Origin of the sequence: Undibacterium sp. Ji83W (assembly GCF_049340385.1) — a bacterium.
GTDB lineage: Bacteria > Pseudomonadota > Gammaproteobacteria > Burkholderiales > Burkholderiaceae_D > Undibacterium.
The window spans coordinates 79,479-100,028 of record NZ_JBMPOZ010000004.1; the positions used below are offsets into that span (position 1 = coordinate 79,479).

The following is a 20,550-nucleotide window of genomic DNA, read 5'->3' on the forward strand; positions in this document are numbered from 1 at the left end:
GCTTGCTGTGGCAATTTTTTTGTAAGCACTAGAATTCTTCCCAATCATCCGCTGCTGCTGCCACTGGCTCTTTTCTCGTCGCTGCTGGCTTCACGGTTTTAGCAACCGGCTTGGGCAGGCTGCGCACTACAGGTCGTTCACTGGCACTTTTGACTGGCGCTGACCTTGCAACTACGGGCGCTGGCTTGCTACTGTCCACATGTGCATTATCAAGTTTGAAGACGCTGACGATACGGCTCAGGTTTTGTGCCTGTTCTTGCAGGGCACCAGCTGCTGCTGCCGCTTCTTCCACCAGGGCAGCATTTTGTTGTGTCATTTCATCCATCTGCGTCACTGCAACATTGATTTGCTCTATACCCGCACTTTGTTCCGTGCCCGCCGCCGTGATCTCGCTAATGATGTCACTCACGCGCTTAACGCTATCGACAACTTCTTTCATGGTTTCACCAGCCTGATCAACCAGGCGTGTGCCCTGCCCGACCTTCTCGACAGAATCATTGATCAATTCCTTGATTTCCTTGGCGGCACTGGCTGAACGCTGCGCCAGGTTGCGTACTTCTGATGCCACCACGGCAAAGCCGCGCCCCTGCTCACCGGCGCGGGCAGCTTCGACTGCCGCATTCAATGCCAGGATATTGGTCTGGAAAGCGATACCATCAATAACGGCAATGATATCGACGATTTTTTTCGAAGATGCATTGATGGACCCCATGGTATCCACCACCTGCGACACCACGTCACCGCCTTTTTGCGCCACCGCAGAAGCCGAATGCGACAACTGATTGGCCTGGCGGGCATTATCACTATTGTGCTTGATGGTGGAAGTAATCTCTTCCATGGATGAAGCGGTCTCTTCCAGCGAGCTGGCCTGGTTTTCTGTGCGTCTGGACAAGTCCAGATTACCATTCGCAATCTCGGAAGTGGCCGTGGCGATTTCATCCGTACCCTGGCGTACTTCAGTCACTACCTGCAACAGACTCTGGTTCATTTCCTTCAGGGCCTGTAATAACAAGCCGGTTTCGTCACTGGTATTCGACTGGATATGACTGGTCAAATCGCCAGCAGCCACAGTTTGCGCTACCCTCACTGCATCCTGCAAAGGACGCGAGACGATGCGGGCGATCGCGTAAGCGAGCAACATGCCCAATGAAATACTGACGATCAGCACAGCAATAATCAGGCTACGCGAAGTCTGATAAGACTCCATGCCAGTCTGGTATGCACTGACCCCCCCTTCAACATTGGTCTTGACCATGGTATCGACCAGGCCACGAACCTTGGTATTGATTTTGGATGAATCACCCCGCATCAGGGTCATGGCATCCTTGCCATTACCTTCACGCGCCAGTGCCATGATTTTGTCCGAAATCTGCAGGTATTCCCCCATGGCCTTGCTGTACTCTTCAAATTGCTTTTTTTCTTCAGGAACAGAAATCAGGCGCGCATACTCGACTTCGTTTTCCTTGAGACCGACAACCGCTTCCTTGGTACGGCCTATATATTTTTCTACTTCTTCGGGGTTTTCAGCCGAGACCAGTTGTGCTTCCTGCGAACGTATGCGCGAGACCCTTTCCTTGATGCCCATGGCGGCATTCACGCTGGGCATCCAGTTCGTGCCCAGTTCATAGGCATTTTGATTCACCTTGGCCAGCATGGTGATAGAAAACACCCCCAGAAAAACCGTCAGCAACAAGAGCAAACCAAATCCTACAAATAATTTGGCTGAAATTCTCAGGTTATAAAATGTCTTCATCACAACTCCCGGTTAAAGAGCAGGCAACATGCAGAGGGAAAACGCTGCCCGGTCAAATCAGAAAAACGTCTTTAAAACGCATTTAGAACGTATTTAAAACTCCTCCCAATCCTGATCTGTTTTGGCCATTTCACGCTCTTTTTGTACAGCTTTCACTTGTGGCAACTTGCGCATGCTGCTGCCCGGTTTCTGGGTTTGGGCAGACAGTTTTGCAGCGGGTTTTACTACCTGGGATTGATAGCCAGAACCAGCATGGACATTATGGAGTTTGAACACGCCAACAACGCGGCTCAAGTTGGCAGCCTGCTCCTGCAAGGCACCTGCTGCCGCTGCCGCCTCTTCCACCAGCGCTGCATTCTGTTGCGTAACCTGGTCCATTTGTATGATGGCGGTATTGATCTGGTCTATGCCCGAGCTTTGCTCGGCACCGGCAGCCGTGATCTCGCTGATGATATCGCTGACACGCTTGACGCTGTCCACTACTTCCTGCATGGTAATACCCGCCTGATCAACGAGCCGTGTACCCAGATCGACTTTTTCTACCGAGTCATTAATGAGCGTCTTGATTTCTTTGGCGGCGCTGGCTGAGCGCTGTGCCAGGTTGCGCACTTCTGATGCCACTACGGCAAATCCTCGCCCCTGCTCACCAGCACGCGCCGCTTCGACCGCTGCATTCAGGGCCAGGATATTGGTCTGGAAGGCGATGCCATCAATCACCGCAATAATATCGACAATCTTTTTCGATGATTCATTGATGGACCCCATGGTATCCACCACTTGCGACACCACGCTGCCCCCTTTTTGCGCGACTGCAGAAGCAGAATGCGATAACTGATTGGCCTGGCGCGCATTGTCACTATTATGCTTGACGGTGGAAGTCAGTTCTTCCATGGAAGAAGCGGTTTCTTCCAGTGAACCAGCCTGGCTTTCCGTGCGTGCCGACAAGTCCATATTGCCATTCGCAATTTCAGTCGAGGCCGTGGCAATCAGATCAGTACCTGTCCTGACTTCACTGACTACCGATAACAGACTGGCATTCATCTCTTTCAGGGCTTGTAAGAGTTGGCCGGTTTCATCCTTGGTTTTGACCTGGATATCGCTGGTGAGGTCACCGGAAGCCACAGTCCTGGCAACTCTGACGGCTTCTTGCAGAGGGCGGGCAACCACCCTGGCAATCCCGTAAGCCAGCAACAGGCCAAGGACAATGGTCACGACAATGAGGCTTAGTATCAAGATTCTGGAATTGGCATAAATTTGCTCACCCAGGCGATATTCGGCGATACCGCCATCGGTGTTGACCTGCACCATTTTGTCGGCCAGCGCCAGCATATCTGCATTCAGTTTTGATGACTCGCCGCGCAAGGTCGTGCGTGCTTCTTCCATATTGCCGGCAGCTGCCTGGGCTGTCAGTTTTTTTGCCTCGACTACATAGCGTTCCCATAGTTTGCTGTAGTCGGCAAAGAACTTTTTTTCATCAGCCGTACTAATGAGCTTGACGTAGTCCTCTTCATACTTCTTCAATTCAGCAGCATAGTCGTGCCAGCGCTTTTCGTATTTTTTCAAATTCGCTTCATCACCTGCAGACATGACTATCTGCATTTCCTGGGTACGCAGGCGTGAAATTCTTTCCTTGATACCCATGGCAGCATTCACGCTGGGCATCCAGTTGGTGCCCAGTTCCAGTGCAGTACTGTTCACTCGTGACAATTGGTAGACTGAAAAACCGCCAAGAAAAACAGTGAGCAATAAAAGAAGTATGAAGCCAACAAACAGCTTGGCAGATATCCGCAGGTCATAGAACAATTTCATGGCGAGTCCTTTTTGGAAAAGAACAACAAAAATTGCAGAGAGGAAAAACAGGAAGGGATGATATGACTATATATCTAGTTGTAGAAGGAAGTGTTGCAGATTGCAAATTTGCCGTTGGTAATCAGAAAAAAATCATAAGAAATTCAGCAAAAGCGTAACAAAAAAAGAAAGCTGACCAGCAGCTTTCTTTAAGGTAACGACAATATAAAAAAAGATCAAGGCAAGACTGTGACCACCTTGACAGTAGCATCCACAGCCGAGCGTTCTATATATCCTATCCCGGTTGGATTGGCAGCCACGGCTTTTTTCACTTCCGCACTACTATGCAGTTCTTTTGGTGCCGTACCCTTGCCCGTAAAAACCAGCTTGGACCAGATAGTCTTTACTTCAGACAAATCCTTGTCTGCAACTTTCTTGTAGAACTCAGCACGCAGGGGCGAATTATCTGGCAGGTCCACAGGCGTGAACATCGGCGATTTACCCAGGAAGAACTGAGAAGCCTGGGTAGCCGTCATTGCCGTTGCCGGATTAGCAGTATTCACGATGACGACCAGTTCTGCGGCATGTGCCATAGATGCGCCAGTCATGACGGTTGCGGCCAACAATAAATGTATAAATAACTTATTCATCGTGCCTCTCCATCAAAATACAAAATCAACTGCTGCTGCAAACACGGTCACCGGGCCTTTGAAGCCGGGCTTGGCATTGATAAATACGCCAGGGCCATTGTCGGGTGACATTCTGTCCAGCTGCAGTTTCAAGGCGGCAGATTTATGGAAATCCCAGCGCACACCTATGCTATTACTGGACTGTATAGGTGAAGCGGATGCCAGCGAATTTGCACCCAGGGTGTAAGGCAGCAGAGGGCCGGCAGATGGCAAGCCAGCGACAGTGCGCGGGCTGTCTTGCGTGGCTGATGCGTGCACGACATAAGGCAGGAAACTACCCATGCGATAACCAAACATGGTGTACCAGGATGTGGTGTCAGCGATAGACAGGCTGGCAGATTTACGTTTGCCATACTCAGCCTGCACCACCATGCTCTTCCAGTCCACACCCAGGCCAACGGAGGTAAAAGAAGCCTTGGTGTCATTTACTGCAATCGCATTCGCAGCAGAGGCAAAACCAAACTTCGTCAAACCAGAAACCAGAGTATTCAGGTTGGTGGAATTATCGACGGTGACATTCGCATCAACGCGGCCAAATCGGAAAGTGAAAGGACCGTTTTCAGCAACGATATTGACACTTGATACCTTTTTGAACTTCGCCGTAAAGCCACCACGGTTATCTGCATCAGTGACGCCATAAGCAACTTGTGCAGTCACGGCAGTATCACCAAAATTGGTCTGGTACAGCACATCAGCACCATCCAGGCTTTCCAGCGTGACCTGGGTATACATTTCTACCGGCGGGCGCAACATGGTGTTGGCGTAGCCGACATTGCGGTAATCAGAAATCATGTAGACAGGCAGGCCAACACGACCCACACGTATGTTCAGGTTTTCAGACACCTTGGCTTTGGCAAATGCCCAGGCCAGTTCTGCACCAAAATTGTCCGTCACATTTTTACGTACCAGACCCTGACCAGTAAAAGACAACCAGTCATTCATTTTTGCTGTGACTTGCAAACCCAGGTTGGAATCCACCCCGGTTTTTGCGCCACTGGTGACACCAGCCAATTGATTTGGACGGGCAAATTCTGCGTCCGAAGTGTTGCTGCGTGTCAATGCAACTGTACCAAATCCGCTGATGGTGATGTTCGATGTGTCCTCAGCCCAGGCGGCTGATACTGCGGATGTCATCGCTAATAGAGTGATAAAAGGCTTCAATTTCATGCTATCTCCTTGAAAGTTTCTTCATTGTAAGTTTTATTTATCAGGCTGATTTAGACTGTTTCCTCGGGGAAATTTTTAAAACAATTACACAGTGGCAACTTAACAGATAGCAATAAAATACTGACTTATTTGATGTCTACTAGGGAGTGCTTGAAGGAAAGATGCCTATTGACCAACTTTTTCAAACTAGGTGATGGCAAGACTTGCAATAAGTTATTTCACCATTTCTTGCACTTTTCGTGGTGGAACGCTGACAATTTTGATAATTAAAAAACAAAAATGGCAGACCTTCCAGGTCTGCCATCACCAAAACAGTGCGGATAAATTGCGAAGATTTAAAAATCTGCAGTAACCGAGAAACTCCAGCTGCGTGCAGGGACAAAAGTGTATTGGTCAAAGACCACGCCTTTGCTATTGGCTGATATGGACGTCACATCCTGCTTATCGAACAGGTTATTGATACCTACCTGGGTTTTGATATTTTTCAGCATCGCACTATCCAGCTTGAGGCGATAACCGAGTGTGAAATCTGTGGTCGTGTAGGATGGAATTTTGTAAGCAGATGGCTCACCATCTTTGGCATATTGCGCGCCCGTGGTTTTCGCGATCAAGGATCCATACAAACCATTCGCTTTATACAGCACGCCAAAAGCAGAAGTGGACGCTGGTGCTTTGGCAACTTGCAAACCAGTGTCTTTTGCTTTCGCACTATTCAACGATGCATTGGCATGCAGGGAAAAACCGCTACCAACATAGTAAGTGGCTGCTGCTTCTATCCCCTTATACACCACGCCACCCTGGTTGTAGTACACCAGATCGTTGCCGGTACCAGTAGAAGCTATCTTGTTATTGAAGTCTATGTAATACAGGTCAGCGTCCAGAGTCAATGCTTTGGATTGATGAACGGCACCGAATTGATAATTGGTCGAAGTCTGCGGTTTAGGCGTACTCTGGCCGGGATTATTTACATAAAACATGGACAAATCGGGGACTAGAAATCCTTTGGCAACTTGCGCATAGGCTGACCATTCTTTATTGATGCTGTAGTTCGCCGTCAGGAAAGGCAGAGTCGTCGTATAAGTCTGCTCAGTCGTGGTTGGTATGCGTGTAGTCTGGTTGATCTTGGCGTCCAGCGAGCGCTGGAAGTTCACATATTTCAAACCCGGTGTGATGGTCAGGTCTGCCATGGCAGACCATTCAAATTCGACGAATGGCTGGTACTGCCGCCAGTTGGACCCCTGCTCATAGGAGACATTTTTTGGAGCAGTCGATTCCTTGGGATTGGGTACGCGCAGAGTCCAGTCCAGGTCATAAGTATGACGATTGGTGCTGGCATTTTCCAGCCAGATACCCACACGTACCAAGCCTGCATCCAACTGGTTTGTCGCCTTGAAAATATCACCGTTGACGCGATAAGCATTCAACTTGTTGTAGCCGGGAACATTCTTGTTACCAGTTACATCAGCCTTGGTGCCATTTGCCGTGGCACCGCTGGCATCCTGACCAGAGTAAGTGTCATTGGTATAGGAATATGTGTACAGAGTATTGTCCACATTCCAGCCCGCCAGCCTGGATTGCAGGCGTATGTAGTCAAAATCCGTACTCTTGTTATTGAAGTTATAGCCGAAATAATTCTGGCTGGCAGGATCATTATTGAGGGCATAATTTTTACCAAACTGAGCAACCTGGCTCAGTGTCACACCGCCTTTGTCCGGTGTGTAACTGGTGATTTTATTATAGGTAGAAAACACTGTCAGCACTGTTTCCTTACCCAGGGTGCGTTGCAATTTGAACTGGTAATTATCTTCTGTCACACCGCTATAGGTCAGATAGCCATCCGTAGTCAGGCGCGAAGCATTGAACATGAAACGGGTGTCGCCAAAATACGAACTTGTACCGCTATCGAGTTGCACACCCAGCATTTTAGTGTTCCAAGACCCGAACGTTGCATACGGGGAAAAATGGAAATCATGCGACAGCTCTTTGGAAAACAGATTGATGGAACCACCAAATGTTGCCTGCCCCAGATTGCTGGCATTGCCAGGGCCGCGCTCTATCACCATGCCGCCTATGATGCGCGCAGGGAAATAAGAAGTGGAATGATGAGTAGGATTATTGGTATCGCCGAAAGGGATACCGTCATATGTCACATTGTATTCACCATCCTGAAAACCGCGCAATGTCACCTTGGTTTCTGCCAGCCCGGGACCATTCGCCGATACGCCAGAACCTATACTGGGCGCAATGCGTGTCACAGCATTAAAGTCAGCCAGCGGCGTTACAGATTGTTCTATGAAAGTTGCCGTAATAATTGATTGTGGCTGCGTGGCCTTCAATGAAGTTTGTACAGGAGCACGATTGCCTACCGAAGAACCGCTAATGACGACACGCGATTTAATGGCATCAGCATCCAGGGCCGAAGGAGATTCTGGCACGGCTTCACTAACGGTACTGGTAGTTTGCGCCTGTGCGCCATGCTGTGCCATACAAGCGAGCGCCAGTAAAACCTGCGCCGTCATGATATGCATGGAGAAATGTTTTTGCTTGCGAGTCATCATTTGCCTTCCAATGAACTTGGTGGGTAGAAAGCCCGCTAGTGTAGGAAGACGATGTGACAAGAGAGTGTAAAGAGGATGACAGTTCTGTGACACTACAACAAAAACGGAGCATGAAGCTCCGTTTTTTTCCATGCAAAAATAGAACGAGTAATACCCTATTTCGCCATTTCCTTGCATTCAGTTTTCTTGCCTTGCATGCGACATTCAGTGATCAATTTGCCACGCTTGTTCCAGGCCTGGACCTTCCAGCTTTGCTGCTCACGTTCCATGACCATGAAGCCTACTTCATTGGAATTACTGAAGTAATCAAGCCTGGCTTCTGTATAAGGTGTGGAATTGGCTGCCAGTGGCACAGGCAGTGGTGTATCAAGAGAAGAACCGCCATTGCCAGAAACAAATTGCACAGGATGATCGGTGCTGAAAGTCAGGGCTTCAAACAAATGCACATGTCCGGACAAGGTCGCTTGCACCTTGGATGGGAACAGACGCGTGGTATTCAAAGTCTGCATGATGTCTTGCATGGCGAGATTGCCAGGAAAAATATTCAACGGCCCGTCTTTTTTACGCTCGGCGGCAAAAGCCAGCACAGGATGGTGATCAATGAAGATATTGAAATCTGCACTTTCTGCCAGCGTGTTGACGGTCTTGAACTGCTCCATATAGAGCTGATAAGCCGCATCGGTTTTTGCCAGCGGCTTGATAGGCACTTTGGCTGAATCAAAGATAATCAGTTGCGCCTGCTCGCTGCCTATACGACCCAGCGGCACGGCATAAGGGTCGCTATAGTCGCCACGCATGTCATTTCCTTCGTCGACACAGTCGCGCCCTCTCTTCAAAGGACGCGGGTCCATCATTCGCCACCAGCCCTGGCCTGCGCGGACACAGGTTTCATGATTGCCGCGCACGACTACCCAGGGTGCAGCCTTCAGCAAAGCCTGTGCAGGTGTGAAGAAATCTGCCTGCCAGGTATCCCAGCCGTAACCCCATGGGCTGCCTGCGCATTCTTTATTACCTTCAGGGCAGGCATTTTCGCGGTAGTGGTAATCACCGACATGCACGACCAGGTCAGGCTTGAAACGCGCTGCCGTTTCCACCATTTCACGGAAAGCCCATTTTTCACTGTCATTGCAAGACTGGAAGTAATTGTCAGCCACTTTCAAACGGCAACCGGTATCACCAATGACGATGATTTTTTGTGCGACAGGTTTGGGAATGGGCAAATCACGGCCAGCAATGCTGGCCGTTTTGGTGCTTGCCAGTAAAGGCGCTTCGCAAACCAGTACAGGGAAGGCGGAGGGCTTGCTGTCTTCCGGTTTGCTGGCGGTCTTGCGCAAAGGCAGGGTGTTTGCCCCAGCCCTGTGGTTCATCGCGACCAGGTTACCGTCCTGCACAAGGGAAGGACAGATATTGTCTGTCGTGACAGCGCGGGCTATGGCCTGGCCATTTTCACCCAATACTACCCAGGCAGCCTGTATTTTTGCATCGTGTTGCGTAGGCAGGCTGCTACAGGCCGCCAGCAAACTGCTGATGGCAGCAAGAGCGAGCAGTCGTCGTCCTGGCAAGCTGTGTATTTGCATATTGTTCTCCATTCTTTATTTCAATCCCAATGCTTCGTAGGCCAGTCTCTTGAAATCAAAAGAAAACGGATGCCAGAAACTCATTAATCTTTGCGTCATCAGTACCCCGGCGATATTGTGGCGTGGCGATATCCACCAATGCGTGCCGGCGATACCACCCCATTCAAATTCGCCAACGGAAGCTGGTGGGTCTATCGATGAAGGCTTAAGTGTCACCGCACCACCGAGGCCAAAGCCCTTGCCCGGTACATCACCTACTCCTGGGAAAGCGATGCCTGTACCAGCAGGCAAATGGTTTTGCATCATCAGCCTGATCGTCTCAGGCCTGAGCAAGGTATCGCCATCCGGCATGAAGCTGCGCATCAGCGCCAGCATGTCCTGCATGCTTGATACCAGGCCACCACCGCCAGACAGGCGTGCCACTGGCGTGGTGAATGCGCCGGGGTAAGGTGACTTGTCGAGCTTGCGCAAGCCACGCTGCAGGATATTTTGCGGGTCAGTACCGGCATAGTAAGACGCCAGTCTGTCCAGTTTATGCTCAGGCACGACAAAGCTGGTGTCATGCATGGCCAGGGGATTGAATATGCGCAATTGCAGGAAGCGGTCAAAGTTCATGCCGCTGACGACTTCTACCAAACGCGCCAGCACATCGGTGGCGATCGAATATTCCCAGGCCTCACCAGGATGAAAGCTCAGCGGCAATTCTGCCAGCACATCCATCATCTCTGCCAGGGTAGTAAAGGCATTCATGACCCGCTTTTCATTGTAGGCCTTGTACATGACCGTACCATGATCCAGCAAGCCATAACTGAGACCGGCGGTATGGCAAAGCAAATGCCTGATGGTGATCTTGTTGCGTGCTGGCTCGGTATCGTCAATGCGCGTCGCACCGGGTTTGAGCACCTGCAGGTGCGCGAGCTGGGGCAGGAATTCTTCAGCGGGTTGATCAAGTTCCAGCTTGCCATCTTCCATCAACAGCAGCACCGCTACTGAGGTGATCAGCTTGGTATTTGAAAACACGCGGAACAAGTGGTCATCGCGCATTGCTGTCTGGCTTTCGCGGTCGGCCCAGCCTGTGCAGTGCTGGTGCACCAGTTCGCGCCCGACCAGCACCGCAGTCGAGACACCGGACAGGATTTGCCTGTCCACATATTTTTGCATCGCCGCGTTGATTGGGCTGAAATCGTAAGTCATTTACCAGATATTGAAGATACAAAGGGTATATCCTACCCTCAACTCAACATATACTGCCAGCTAAAGAATACGGTCAGACCGACGATGATGGTTGCCAGTTGATGCCTGGTCACTGCGCACAGCAAGGCTGCTACAGTCGCAGCCACCAGTTGCGGATTACGCCAGCTCAATTCCAGCTCCTTGCCATGCGGCGACAGGATCATGGGGACGATGATGGCAGTCAGCACCGTCACAGGCACAAACTCCAGCGCCTTTTTGAGGTTACCGGAAAATGCCACACGGTCACCAAGGATGAAGATCAGGGCTTTCACCAGAAAGGTGATGACTGCCATGCCGAGTATGGTCAAAGTGATATTCATGCCTGCTCCACTACGATTTGTTTTTCTTTATTGAAACGCGATGCCAGCATGCCAGTCGCCACCCCACAGGCAATCGCCACCAGCAAACCCAGCTTGTAGGGCAAGTGCTGCAAGGCATAAGCAGTGCTGCCTGCGACGATGGCTGCCAGCAAATGCGGGCGCTTGAACAATTGCGGCACGACGATCGCAATAAAAGTTGCCACCATGGCAAAGTCCAGGCCCAGGGTCTGCAACTGCGGGAATATCGCTCCAAACATCAGCCCTATCAGCGTCCAGACTTGCCAGTTGGCATACATGGACACGCCAGAACCCAGGAAATACCAGTGCCCCATGGCATCTTGCGGATGCTGGCGGTAATAGCGATCTACCACGGCAAAGGTTTCATCTGTCAGCAAAAAACCCAGCCCCCAGCGCCAGCGTCTTGGCAAATGCCTGACGTGTGGCATCAGTGCAGCTGCATACAACATATGCCGCAAATTAACGATAAAAGTCGCCAGCCAGATCACCAGCATGCCAGTGTGGCTGGCAATGAGGCCAGTCGCAATGAACTGGCTGGACCCGGCAAACACCGCCAGCGACATCAACTGCCCCTGCCAGGCTTGCATTTGTGCCGTGGCGACCAGGGTGCCAAAGATCATGCCAAAGGGGGCGGCACCGACCAGCATGGGGACGGTGTCGCGGATACCGGCGGTGAAGTGCTTCATTCTTGTGCTTGAGGGCATGGGGTGATTCCATATTGCGGATGGCGATTGAATGGGATCTTGCCTGTTAATTTGGGAATGGGCTTGTACGTTCTTGCGATTTGGGGGCGTTATTTGAAATAAAATGCATGAACTTACGCCATCAACCTGGCTGACGGAATCTTAAGTTACTGGCAATATTATTGGCGTCATTCCAGCTTGGGGTTAGCTGGAATCCAGCGGCGTTCGCGGCATATCGTGAACTACATTAACTTCAGATTCGTAATGTTTTACGCATTTGTTTTTGAATTACCTGCATACGTCATTCACGATTGCAGGCCGGGGGTAGCCCGGCAGCTACTCACTTTTCTTGCTGTCGCCAAGAAAAGTAAGCAAAAGAAGGCGACCCAGGCGTCGTCGCCCCCTGAAGGGGGTGCCCGTTTGTGCAGTACAAAAAATGGGAAGATCCGAAACTCGCCTGCGGCTCAGACAGCGGCTCTTCTTTTTCCATTTTCTGTACTGCACAAACGGCGCCGACACATGGGAACTGCAAAAGTCAAAAGCAAAGGTCAACAACAACCCCAACGTCAATACGACCGCTAATTGCTTTACTTAATACACGACAGGTCGAACCGTCAAAATCCATTCAAACCCGCCATCTCCCCGGCGCAACCCCAAACGCCTTCTTAAAATGCCGCGTGAAATGACTCTGGTCGGCAAATCCGGTCATCGTCGCAATCTCGGTCACCGACAGATTCTGCCGCAGCAGACTCTGCGCACGGTTCAGTCGCAGTTGATTGCGCCAGGCATGCGGTGGCATACCAGTCGTTCGAGAGAACAAACGAGCGGCGTAAAAGGATGAAAGGCCTACCTCTTGCGCCAGTTCAGTCAGGCTGATCGCTGCGCTAAGGTCTTCGCTAAGCCGGGATTTCATCATTTCTACCCTGACTGCATCGGGCAGGATGGCTTGCATGGTAGGGCGAGTACGGGCGTAGCGCGACAGCATCAGGGCAAAGCCTGCGGTCAGGGCATTTTCCGCGGCGAGCGGATCGCTACCCGCTTCCAGCAAGCGGTGTGCAAAGGCAAGTTTGGCAGAGACTTCGGCATCCTCAATTACTCCATCAGGTAACCAGGGCACGCCGACAGCGCTGCCTGCCATGTCGCTGGCGAGTTGCTGCATCCACTCTACCGATGGGTAAAAGGCGCGGTAGGCCCAGCCATGCTCAGTTGCTCTTTCACCCGTATGCACTTCGCCGGGATTGATGGCAGCGATACAGCCAACCGAGGCCAGGCAACGGCTGCCGCGATAGCGGTAGGTTTGTGCGCCAGACTGTATGACGGGGATGGAAAAGCTTTCATGCCAGTGCGGGGCAAACTCTTGCGCGAAGTATTCAGCCGTCAGCAACTCTGCATCGGGCAGCAGCGGGCTGCGCCAGAAACGGGCATCGTCACGGAAGGTAGCTGGTTTGTCCATGCAAGAGAAAATGCTGTAAAGGTCTGATTATTAAAGGCTATTCTATACCGACGCTGACAATCTTACATTTAGCGCCACCATACATTTGCCTGAAAACAATTCATCAGCAAAATTTTGTACGCAAGCTCGCATGCCTCTTTTCTGATGCTGGAAAACAACGTAAAACAGTCACATGAAAAATTTAAATGATTTCTTCCAATTTGATATCGGGCAAACAAATTTCATCTTGTGCCAAATGACAAATAGATTTTGAATTTGCGCTGGGCAGCCACTTATAATGTCAGGCAAATGTCCAGCATGTCGCTAGCGTGATGTGCAGCTATGGACTTACTTCTACTCTAGAATTTCAAACACCGGATGGAAAGGTCAAAGTGACTTCTGCTGCTTCACCCATAGTGCCCAGGCTGGAACTGACCGACATCTGTAAACGCTATCCTGCAGTTGTCGCCAATGATGGTGTCAGGCTGCAAGTGGCACCGGGCGAAATCCATGCGGTGCTGGGTGAAAATGGTGCAGGCAAATCTACGCTGATGAAGATCATCTTTGGTGCCGTCAAGCCTGATTCAGGCACGGTGCGCTGGAATGGACAGGAAGTCAAAGTAGCGACACCGCAAGATGCGCGCAAGCTGGGCATTGCCATGGTGTTCCAGCATTTCTCTCTGTTCGATACCCTGACCGTGGCCGAAAACATCGCCCTGGGTCTGGACCAGAATGTGAATATGCTGGAGCTGGCCGAACAAATCGCCAGGACAGGTGAAAACTATGGACTGGAGCTGGAACCACACCGCCATGTGCATACCTTGTCAGTTGGTGAAAGACAGCGCGTTGAAATCGTGCGCGCCCTGCTGACCAAACCGCAATTGCTGATACTTGATGAACCAACCTCGGTACTGACGCCGCAAGCCGTACAAAAACTGTTTGTCACCCTGCGCAAGATTGCCGCTGAGGGTTGCAGTATCCTGTATATCAGCCACAAGCTCGATGAAATACGTGAGCTTTGCCACAGCGCCACCGTCATGCGAGCAGGCAAGGTCACAGGTCATTGCGACCCGGCGCAGGAAACTGCTGCCAGCCTGTCGCGCATGATGATAGGTGAAGACTTGCCGCCATCTGCCCATACCGAGCCAGTTACCCTGGGTGAATCGCGTTTGCGTATACATCAATTGAGCCTGCCCAAGGCACATGCCTTTGCTACGGCCCTCGAAGACATACAGCTGGAATTATTCGGCGGTGAAATCGTTGGTATCGCTGGCGTATCCGGCAATGGACAGCAAGAACTGCTTGCCGCCTTGTCTGGCGAAGACAGGCGCGCAGCGCCACAGATGATAGAACTGAAAGGCAAGCCCGTAGGCAACCGTGGCCCTGAGAGCAGGCGCAAGCTGGGCCAGAGCCTGGTGCCGGAAGAAAGACTGGGCCGTGGAGCAGTGCCTGAGATGAGCCTGACTGCCAATATGCTGTTGTCGCACCAGCATGAACCCTTCGTCAATAAGGGCATGATCAATTTTCGCCATACGATACAGGCAGCGGCGGACATCATTGCCCGCTTCCGCGTCAAAGCGGGCGGGCCTGCAGCACTGGCACGCAGCCTGTCGGGTGGCAATCTGCAAAAATTTATTGTTGGCCGTGAAATCACGCGCCAGCCTGATGTCTTCATCGTCGCCCAGCCAACCTGGGGTGTCGATGTGGGGGCGGCAGCGCAAATCCATGATGAGATACGCAAGCTCAAGCAAGCTGGTTGTGCGGTGCTGGTGATCTCGGAAGAACTTGATGAATTGTTTGAATTATGTGACCGCATGCATGTCATCGCCAAGGGCCGTTTGTCGCCATCGATAGCAACCGCCAGCGCGACCAGGGAAAAGATAGGATTGTGGATGAGTGGTTTGTGGGAAGAATGGACAACAGCAGAAACCGTGTCCCTCGGTAAAACCGGCGGCAGCGGCAGCCGCAAAAAGAAACCATACAGCAACGAGCGGGGTGAACATGCTTAAGCTGGAATTGCGTGCCGCCAGCTCGCGTAGCATGGCTTATCTTTCTCCTGTACTGGCTTTGCTGCTGACCATCTTTTTTGGCGCCCTGCTGTTCATGGCACTGGGCAAAAACCCTTTGACTGGCTTGCAGGTATTTTTGATAGAGCCGATACGCAACAAGGCTGCCATCGCAGAATTATTATTGAAGACCACGCCGCTGGTCTTGTGCGCGCTGGGGCTGTCAGTCTGTTACCGCGCCAATGTCTGGAACATCGGTGCCGAGGGGCAGTTGATAGCGGGTGGCCTGGCGGCTGGCAGCACCATCTTGTTTTTTGATACTGGCACGCCCGGTGTGTCAGGCGGCATGGTTTTGCTGCTCGCAACCTGTGCAGGTGTAGTCGGCGGAGCCTTGTGGGCATCCATCACAGCCTTGTTGCGTGACCGCTTCAATGCCAATGAAATTCTGGTATCGCTGATGCTGACCTATATCGCGCAATTGCTGCTGATGTATGCAGTCAATGGTCCGCTGAAAGACCCGCATGGCATGAACTTCCCGCAGTCCAAGGTGTTTTCCAGCGATTATCTGTTGCCACACCTGTTCTCGGGCAGCCGCCTGCATATAGGTTTTATCGTCATGCTGGTTGCCAGTGGCCTGATGGCAGTGTTTGTGTATCGCAGCTTTGCTGGTTACCGCTTGACGGTAGGCGGGCTGGCACCGCTGGCAGCGCGTTATGCGGGTTTCTCCAGTCGCCGCGCCTTGTGGACATCATTGCTGATATCTGGCGGTTTCGCTGGTATGGCAGGTGCTTTTGAAGTGGCTGGCCCCATAGGCCAGGTCTTGCCTTCCATCTCGCCCGGTTATGGTTTTGCCGCCATCATTGTGGCCTTCATTGGTCGTCTGAATCCCATAGGCACCATCTTTGGTGGTCTGGTGCTGTCGCTGTTTTACCTCGGTGGCGAGATGGCACAATCGCGCCTGGGCCTGCCTTCTGCCATCACTGGCCTGTTCCAGGGCATGTTGCTGTTTTTGCTGCTGGCTTGCGACACCCTGATCAATTACCGCCTGCGTTGGCAGAAATAAGCGACCATGGAAAATTTTGCAGCACTTATAGCCGCCTCCATCAACTCCGGTACACCACTACTGATCGCAGCGCTCGGCCTGCTGATCAATGAGCGTGCAGGCGTGCTCAATCTTGGTGCCGAGGGCATGATGCTGGTGGCTGCCATCACCGGTTTTGCCGTGGCCCACCAGACCCACATGCCCTGGCTGGGTTTTGTCGCAGGCGCAATTGCTGGCATGCTGATGGCAACCCTGTTTGCCTGGCTGGCACTGGTGCTGGTGACCAACCAGGTGGCAACTGGTCTGGCGCTGTCCATCTTTGGTGCTGGCCTGTCGGCCTTCATAGGGCAGTCTTTCGTTGGTCAGTCCCTGCCTGCCGGGCCGCATGGCATACCGTTTTTATCGGACATCCCCTTCCTTGGCAAAGCCTTGTTTGACCAGCATCTGGCGGTGTACTTTGGCCTCTTGCTATGCGGCGGCATAATCTGGTTCCTGTACCGCAGCCGTGCTGGCCTGGTCTTGCGGGCAGTGGGTGAATCGCCAGAATCTGCCCATGCACTGGGCTACCCTGTGCGCAAGATACGTTATCTGGCCTTGCTGTTCAGCGGTGCCTGCTGTGGCATCGCTGGTGCTTACCTGTCAGTCGTGTATACACCGATGTGGGTGGAAGGCCTGGTTGCCGGGCGCGGCTGGATCGCGCTGGCATTGACGACCTTCGCCACCTGGCGTCCGGCACGGGTCTTGCTGGGTGCTTTACTGTTTGGCAGCGTGACTATTTTACAGTTTCATTTCCAGGCGATAGGCATAGCCCTGCCATCGGAAATTTTATCCATGCTGCCGTATCTAGCGACGATTATCGTGCTGGTGCTGATCTCGCGTAACCCTGACTGGATACGCCTGAACATGCCAGCTTCACTGGGCAAGCCTTTCCGCCCGGGGTCTGCTTAAGTATCTATATATAGATGTCATTTGCTGTGCGTTTTTTTTGATTAAAACTGAAAATCAAACCAAGGAAGCTATCCATGAAAATCTCTCGCAGAAAAACCCTGGCAGCCGCGCTGTCCCTGGCTATCGTCGGTCTTGCTGGCTGTGGTCAGAAAGAAGAAAGCAAATCTGCCAGCGCCAGTGCAGCCACGCCTGCACCAGCCAGCACCGCTGCCGCACCTGCTGCGGCAGCACCGCTGAAAGTCGCTTTTGTGTACGTAGGCCCGGTTGGTGATGCAGGCTGGACTTATGCCCATGATGCTGGCCGCAAAGCAGTGGAAGCCAAGTTTGGTGACAAGGTGAAAACCAGCTTCGTTGAAAACGTACCAGAAAGCGCAGCAGACGCAGAACGCGTGATCCGCGACCTGGCCAATCAAGGTAACAAGGTCATCTTTGGCACCACCTTTGGTTATATGGAAGCCATGCTGAAAGTCGCCAAGGATTTTCCTGATGTGAAATTTGAACATGCGACTGGCTACAAAACTGCCGACAATATGGCGCAATATGATGTACGCACTTATGAAGGTGCGTACCTCGCAGGTGTGGCCGCAGGCAAGATGAGCAAGTCTGGCAAGCTGGGTGTGGTTGCCTCCATCCCTATTCCTGAAGTACTGCGCAACATCAATTCCTTCACCCTCGGTGCCCGCTCAGTCAACCCCAAAGCCACCACCAAGGTAGTCTGGGTTAACAAATGGTTTGACCCGGGCAAGGAACGCGAAGCCGCCACTACCCTGATAGGCCAGGGTGTGGATGTGCTGATGCAAAACACTGACTCTGCCGCCGTCGTGCAAACCGCAGAAGAAAAAGGCGTGTATGCCTTTGGCTGGGACAGCGACATGAGCAAGTTTGGCGCAAAAGCCCACCTGGCAGCATCCGTGATTGACTGGGGCGTGTACTACACCAGGCGCGTGGATGAAGTGCTCAACAAAACATGGAAATCAGACACCACCTGGTGGGGTCTGAAAGAAAACATGATAGACCTGAAAGCCTTCAACGCCAGCCTGTCAGATGAAGTCAAAAAACTCATCGCCGACAATCGCCAGGGCGTCATCGACGGCACAGGCCCGATCTGGAAAGGCCCGGTCAAGGACAACACTGGCAAGGAAGTATTGGGCAAGGATGCGGTGGCGGATGACAAATTCCTGCATGACATCAAGTTTTATGTGGAGGGCGTGGAAGGCAAGGTTCCGGGTTAAACAACAGGCTGCTTGTTTGAACCAGTCTTCCCGCTGTTTCATACAAAAACACGAGCTGCTCAAGCGCCAGCAGCTGATTGACTGAAATTGAAGATACCTCCAGCCAATAACTGGAGGTATCTTTATTTTATCTACTGCTGCGACTCATCACCAATCGCATGGATGTTATGGCAGCACGATAAATTCAGTGCTGTCCGCAGAGCCGTGGCTTTACTTCGTAAATTAATTAATAATTTGTACATCATCGATACGTGGTACATTGAATTGCAGTCTTTTCAATCTTCACCAGTCTCACTATTCGTGCAGCGTTTTTTCGCGATGATGTTCCAAAGACAAAATCTCCCATAGTTACATACACAAGTATTGAGTAACATCAAAGTGGGAGTGCTATTGAATACCTCAAATACACAGTCATTGGCGAAATCCCTGACTGGCATACGCGGCCTTGATGAAATCACCGAGGGTGGATTGCCCAAGGGCCGTCCCAGCCTGATATGCGGCAATGCCGGATGTGGCAAGACTATCCTGGGCATGGAATTCTTGCTGCATGGAGCGCTTGATTATGGCGAACCCGGCGTCTTTGTTTCATTTGAAGAAACCGCTGAAGACCTGGCCAGCAATTTCAATACTTTAGGCTATGACCTCAGGGATCTGCATACCAGGAAGCTATTATCCATTGAGTATATCTACATAGAACGCAGTGAAATAGAAGAAGCTGGCGACTACAATCTGGACGGACTTTTCATACGACTAGGTCATGCGATTGATGCAATTGGTGCGAAAAGAATAGTACTTGATACCATAGAAGTGCTATTTGGCGGTTTGTCCAATGCAGCCATCCTGCGTGCAGAATTACGCCGCCTGTTCAGGTGGCTCAAGGAAAAAGGCGTGACGGCCATCGTCACAGGTGAACGCGGTGAGCGTACCCTGACCCGTTATGGCCTGGAAGAATATGTCGCCGATTGTGTGATCCTTCTTGATCTCAGGGTTGAAGAACAGATTGCCACACGGCGTCTGCGCATAGTCAAATACCGTGGCAGCGAGCACGGTGCCAATGAATACCCCTTCCTCATCGACATGCAGGGCATCTCGATCTTGCCGATCACTTCGCTTGGTCTTGATCACACAGTATCGGATGAAAGAATTTCCAGCGGGATTCCGCGCCTCGATACCATGCTCAGCGGCGAAGGCTATTTCCGTGGCAGCTCGATTCTGGTATCCGGCACTGCTGGCTCAGGCAAAAGCAGTGTCGCCGCCAAATTCGTGGAGGCGGCCTGTGGTCGTGGCGAAAACTGCCTGTACTTTGCCTTTGAAGAATCGCCACAACAAATCATGCGTAATATGCTCTCCATAGGGATAGACCTTGCCCCCTGGGTGGAGCATGGGCTGTTGCGCTTTCATGCATCGCGCCCTTCTGTACATGGGCTGGAAATGCATTTGGTCACCATGCACAAACTCATACTTGAATGCAATCCGGCCCATGTCGTAGTGGACCCGATATCGGCTCTGACGGTGGTGGGTTCAGACACTGAAGCCAAATCAATGTTAATACGCCTGATCGGTTTTCTCAAGACCCGCAAGGTGACGACTTTGCTGACTGGCTTAACCCATGTCGGCGATAAACTGGAAGCAAGTAATGAAGATATTCCTTCCTTGATCGATACCTGGTTGAGCCTGCGTGATATTGAACATCAGGGCGAACGTAATCGCGGCATGTACATCTTGAAATCACGCGGCATGGCACATTCCAACCAGATCCGCGAATTCATCTTGAGCAACAAGGGCATAGACCTGTTCGATGTCTATCTGGGCCCGAAAGGTGTCCTGACTGGCGCTGCCCGTGTCGGACAGGAAGCACTGGACAGATCAAACATCGTATCGCGTCAACAAGACATACAGCGCAAGAAGCGCGAATATGAACATAAGCGACAGGCGCTGGAAGCCAATATTGCGGCACTGCGCGAAGAATTTGATACTGCTACCGAAATCATAGAAAGCCTTTCAGAAGAAGAAAAGCAAAGGGATGCAGTCATTATTCATGACCGCGCCGATATGGCGAAACTAAGACGTGCTGATTTGACTGCTCTTTAGAGAAGAGGTCTAC

Annotated in this window: 15 protein-coding genes; 5 read left to right on the forward strand and 10 right to left on the reverse strand. The window is 51.6% G+C overall.

From position 1 onward, the window contains the following. Positions 1 to 28: 28 nt before the first annotated feature. The 10 genes from ACO0LD_RS09430 to ACO0LD_RS09475 form a co-directional block, all read right to left on the reverse strand. Entirely contained in the window at positions 29 to 1,753 is a 1,725-nt protein-coding gene (locus ACO0LD_RS09430; protein WP_423006055.1) for a methyl-accepting chemotaxis protein, read from the reverse strand. A gap of 93 nt (positions 1,754 to 1,846) precedes the next feature. Continuing rightward, positions 1,847 to 3,562 carry a methyl-accepting chemotaxis protein gene (locus ACO0LD_RS09435; RefSeq protein ID WP_423006057.1) on the reverse strand — a complete coding sequence of 572 codons (1,716 nt, stop codon included), beginning with the start codon at positions 3,560 to 3,562 and terminating at the stop codon, positions 1,847 to 1,849. 215 nt (positions 3,563 to 3,777) lie between these two features. Beyond that, positions 3,778 to 4,191 carry a hypothetical protein gene (locus ACO0LD_RS09440; RefSeq protein ID WP_423006059.1) on the reverse strand — a complete coding sequence of 138 codons (414 nt, stop codon included), beginning with the start codon at positions 4,189 to 4,191 and terminating at the stop codon, positions 3,778 to 3,780. Positions 4,192 to 4,203: 12 nt separating this feature from the next. After that, positions 4,204 to 5,397 carry a hypothetical protein gene (locus ACO0LD_RS09445; protein WP_423006061.1) on the reverse strand — a complete coding sequence of 398 codons (1,194 nt, stop codon included), beginning with the start codon at positions 5,395 to 5,397 and terminating at the stop codon, positions 4,204 to 4,206. A 335-nt stretch (positions 5,398 to 5,732) separates the two neighbouring features. Beyond that, positions 5,733 to 7,955, reverse strand: coding sequence for a TonB-dependent receptor (locus ACO0LD_RS09450; protein ID WP_423006063.1), 2,223 nt, complete (start codon positions 7,953 to 7,955; stop codon positions 5,733 to 5,735). A gap of 155 nt (positions 7,956 to 8,110) precedes the next feature. Continuing rightward, on the reverse strand, positions 8,111 to 9,532 hold the full coding sequence (locus tag ACO0LD_RS09455; RefSeq protein WP_423006065.1) for a metallophosphoesterase: 1,422 nt from the start codon (positions 9,530 to 9,532) through the stop codon (positions 8,111 to 8,113). A 15-nt stretch (positions 9,533 to 9,547) separates the two neighbouring features. Next, on the reverse strand, positions 9,548 to 10,693 hold the full coding sequence (locus ACO0LD_RS09460) for a serine hydrolase domain-containing protein (RefSeq protein WP_423006067.1): 1,146 nt from the start codon (positions 10,691 to 10,693) through the stop codon (positions 9,548 to 9,550). A gap of 71 nt (positions 10,694 to 10,764) precedes the next feature. Continuing rightward, a complete protein-coding gene (locus ACO0LD_RS09465; RefSeq protein ID WP_422952498.1) occupies positions 10,765 to 11,085 on the reverse strand; it encodes an AzlD domain-containing protein in 321 nt (106 codons plus the stop codon). After that, a complete protein-coding gene (locus ACO0LD_RS09470; RefSeq protein ID WP_423006070.1) occupies positions 11,082 to 11,807 on the reverse strand; it encodes an AzlC family ABC transporter permease in 726 nt (241 codons plus the stop codon). Before ACO0LD_RS09470 ends, ACO0LD_RS09465 begins: the two co-directional genes overlap by 4 nt. 604 nt (positions 11,808 to 12,411) lie before the next feature. Beyond that, the gene (locus ACO0LD_RS09475) at positions 12,412 to 13,239 is read right to left on the reverse strand and encodes an AraC family transcriptional regulator (RefSeq protein WP_423006072.1); all 828 of its coding nucleotides are present in this window, start codon (positions 13,237 to 13,239) and stop codon (positions 12,412 to 12,414) included. A gap of 371 nt (positions 13,240 to 13,610) precedes the next feature. On the opposite strand from ACO0LD_RS09475, the gene ACO0LD_RS09480 reads away from it, so the two are divergent. The 5 genes from ACO0LD_RS09480 to kaiC all read left to right on the forward strand — a co-directional run bounded on the left by ACO0LD_RS09480 (position 13,611) and on the right by kaiC (position 20,537). Next, on the forward strand, positions 13,611 to 15,227 hold the full coding sequence (locus ACO0LD_RS09480) for an ABC transporter ATP-binding protein (protein WP_423006075.1): 1,617 nt from the start codon (positions 13,611 to 13,613) through the stop codon (positions 15,225 to 15,227). After that, entirely contained in the window at positions 15,220 to 16,287 is a 1,068-nt protein-coding gene (locus ACO0LD_RS09485) for an ABC transporter permease (protein ID WP_423006077.1), read from the forward strand. Before ACO0LD_RS09480 ends, ACO0LD_RS09485 begins: the two co-directional genes overlap by 8 nt. 6 nt (positions 16,288 to 16,293) lie before the next feature. Next, positions 16,294 to 17,214 (forward strand): ABC transporter permease, encoded by a 921-nt coding sequence (locus ACO0LD_RS09490; RefSeq protein ID WP_423006079.1) that lies wholly within the window; start codon positions 16,294 to 16,296, stop codon positions 17,212 to 17,214. Between the two features lie 74 nt (positions 17,215 to 17,288). Continuing rightward, the gene (locus ACO0LD_RS09495; RefSeq protein ID WP_423006081.1) at positions 17,289 to 18,446 is read left to right on the forward strand and encodes a BMP family ABC transporter substrate-binding protein; all 1,158 of its coding nucleotides are present in this window, start codon (positions 17,289 to 17,291) and stop codon (positions 18,444 to 18,446) included. Positions 18,447 to 18,836: 390 nt separating this feature from the next. Beyond that, positions 18,837 to 20,537 carry a circadian clock protein KaiC gene (kaiC, locus tag ACO0LD_RS09500; RefSeq protein ID WP_423006083.1) on the forward strand — a complete coding sequence of 567 codons (1,701 nt, stop codon included), beginning with the start codon at positions 18,837 to 18,839 and terminating at the stop codon, positions 20,535 to 20,537. Positions 20,538 to 20,550: the final 13 nt, after the last annotated feature.

Coding starts and splice junctions, on each gene's coding strand:
- ACO0LD_RS09430 (WP_423006055.1), bottom strand. CDS start 1,753: ATGAAGACATTTTATAACCTGAGAATTTCAGCCAAATTATTTGTAGGA.
- ACO0LD_RS09435 (WP_423006057.1), bottom strand. CDS start 3,562: ATGAAATTGTTCTATGACCTGCGGATATCTGCCAAGCTGTTTGTTGGC.
- ACO0LD_RS09440 (WP_423006059.1), bottom strand. CDS start 4,191: ATGAATAAGTTATTTATACATTTATTGTTGGCCGCAACCGTCATGACT.
- ACO0LD_RS09445 (WP_423006061.1), bottom strand. CDS start 5,397: ATGAAATTGAAGCCTTTTATCACTCTATTAGCGATGACATCCGCAGTA.
- ACO0LD_RS09450 (WP_423006063.1), bottom strand. CDS start 7,955: ATGATGACTCGCAAGCAAAAACATTTCTCCATGCATATCATGACGGCG.
- ACO0LD_RS09455 (WP_423006065.1), bottom strand. CDS start 9,532: ATGCAAATACACAGCTTGCCAGGACGACGACTGCTCGCTCTTGCTGCC.
- ACO0LD_RS09460 (WP_423006067.1), bottom strand. CDS start 10,693: ATGCAAAAATATGTGGACAGGCAAATCCTGTCCGGTGTCTCGACTGCG.
- ACO0LD_RS09465 (WP_422952498.1), bottom strand. CDS start 11,085: ATGAATATCACTTTGACCATACTCGGCATGGCAGTCATCACCTTTCTG.
- ACO0LD_RS09470 (WP_423006070.1), bottom strand. CDS start 11,807: ATGCCCTCAAGCACAAGAATGAAGCACTTCACCGCCGGTATCCGCGAC.
- ACO0LD_RS09475 (WP_423006072.1), bottom strand. CDS start 13,239: ATGGACAAACCAGCTACCTTCCGTGACGATGCCCGTTTCTGGCGCAGC.
- ACO0LD_RS09485 (WP_423006077.1), top strand. CDS start 15,220: ATGCTTAAGCTGGAATTGCGTGCCGCCAGCTCGCGTAGCATGGCTTAT.
- ACO0LD_RS09490 (WP_423006079.1), top strand. CDS start 16,294: ATGGAAAATTTTGCAGCACTTATAGCCGCCTCCATCAACTCCGGTACA.
- ACO0LD_RS09495 (WP_423006081.1), top strand. CDS start 17,289: ATGAAAATCTCTCGCAGAAAAACCCTGGCAGCCGCGCTGTCCCTGGCT.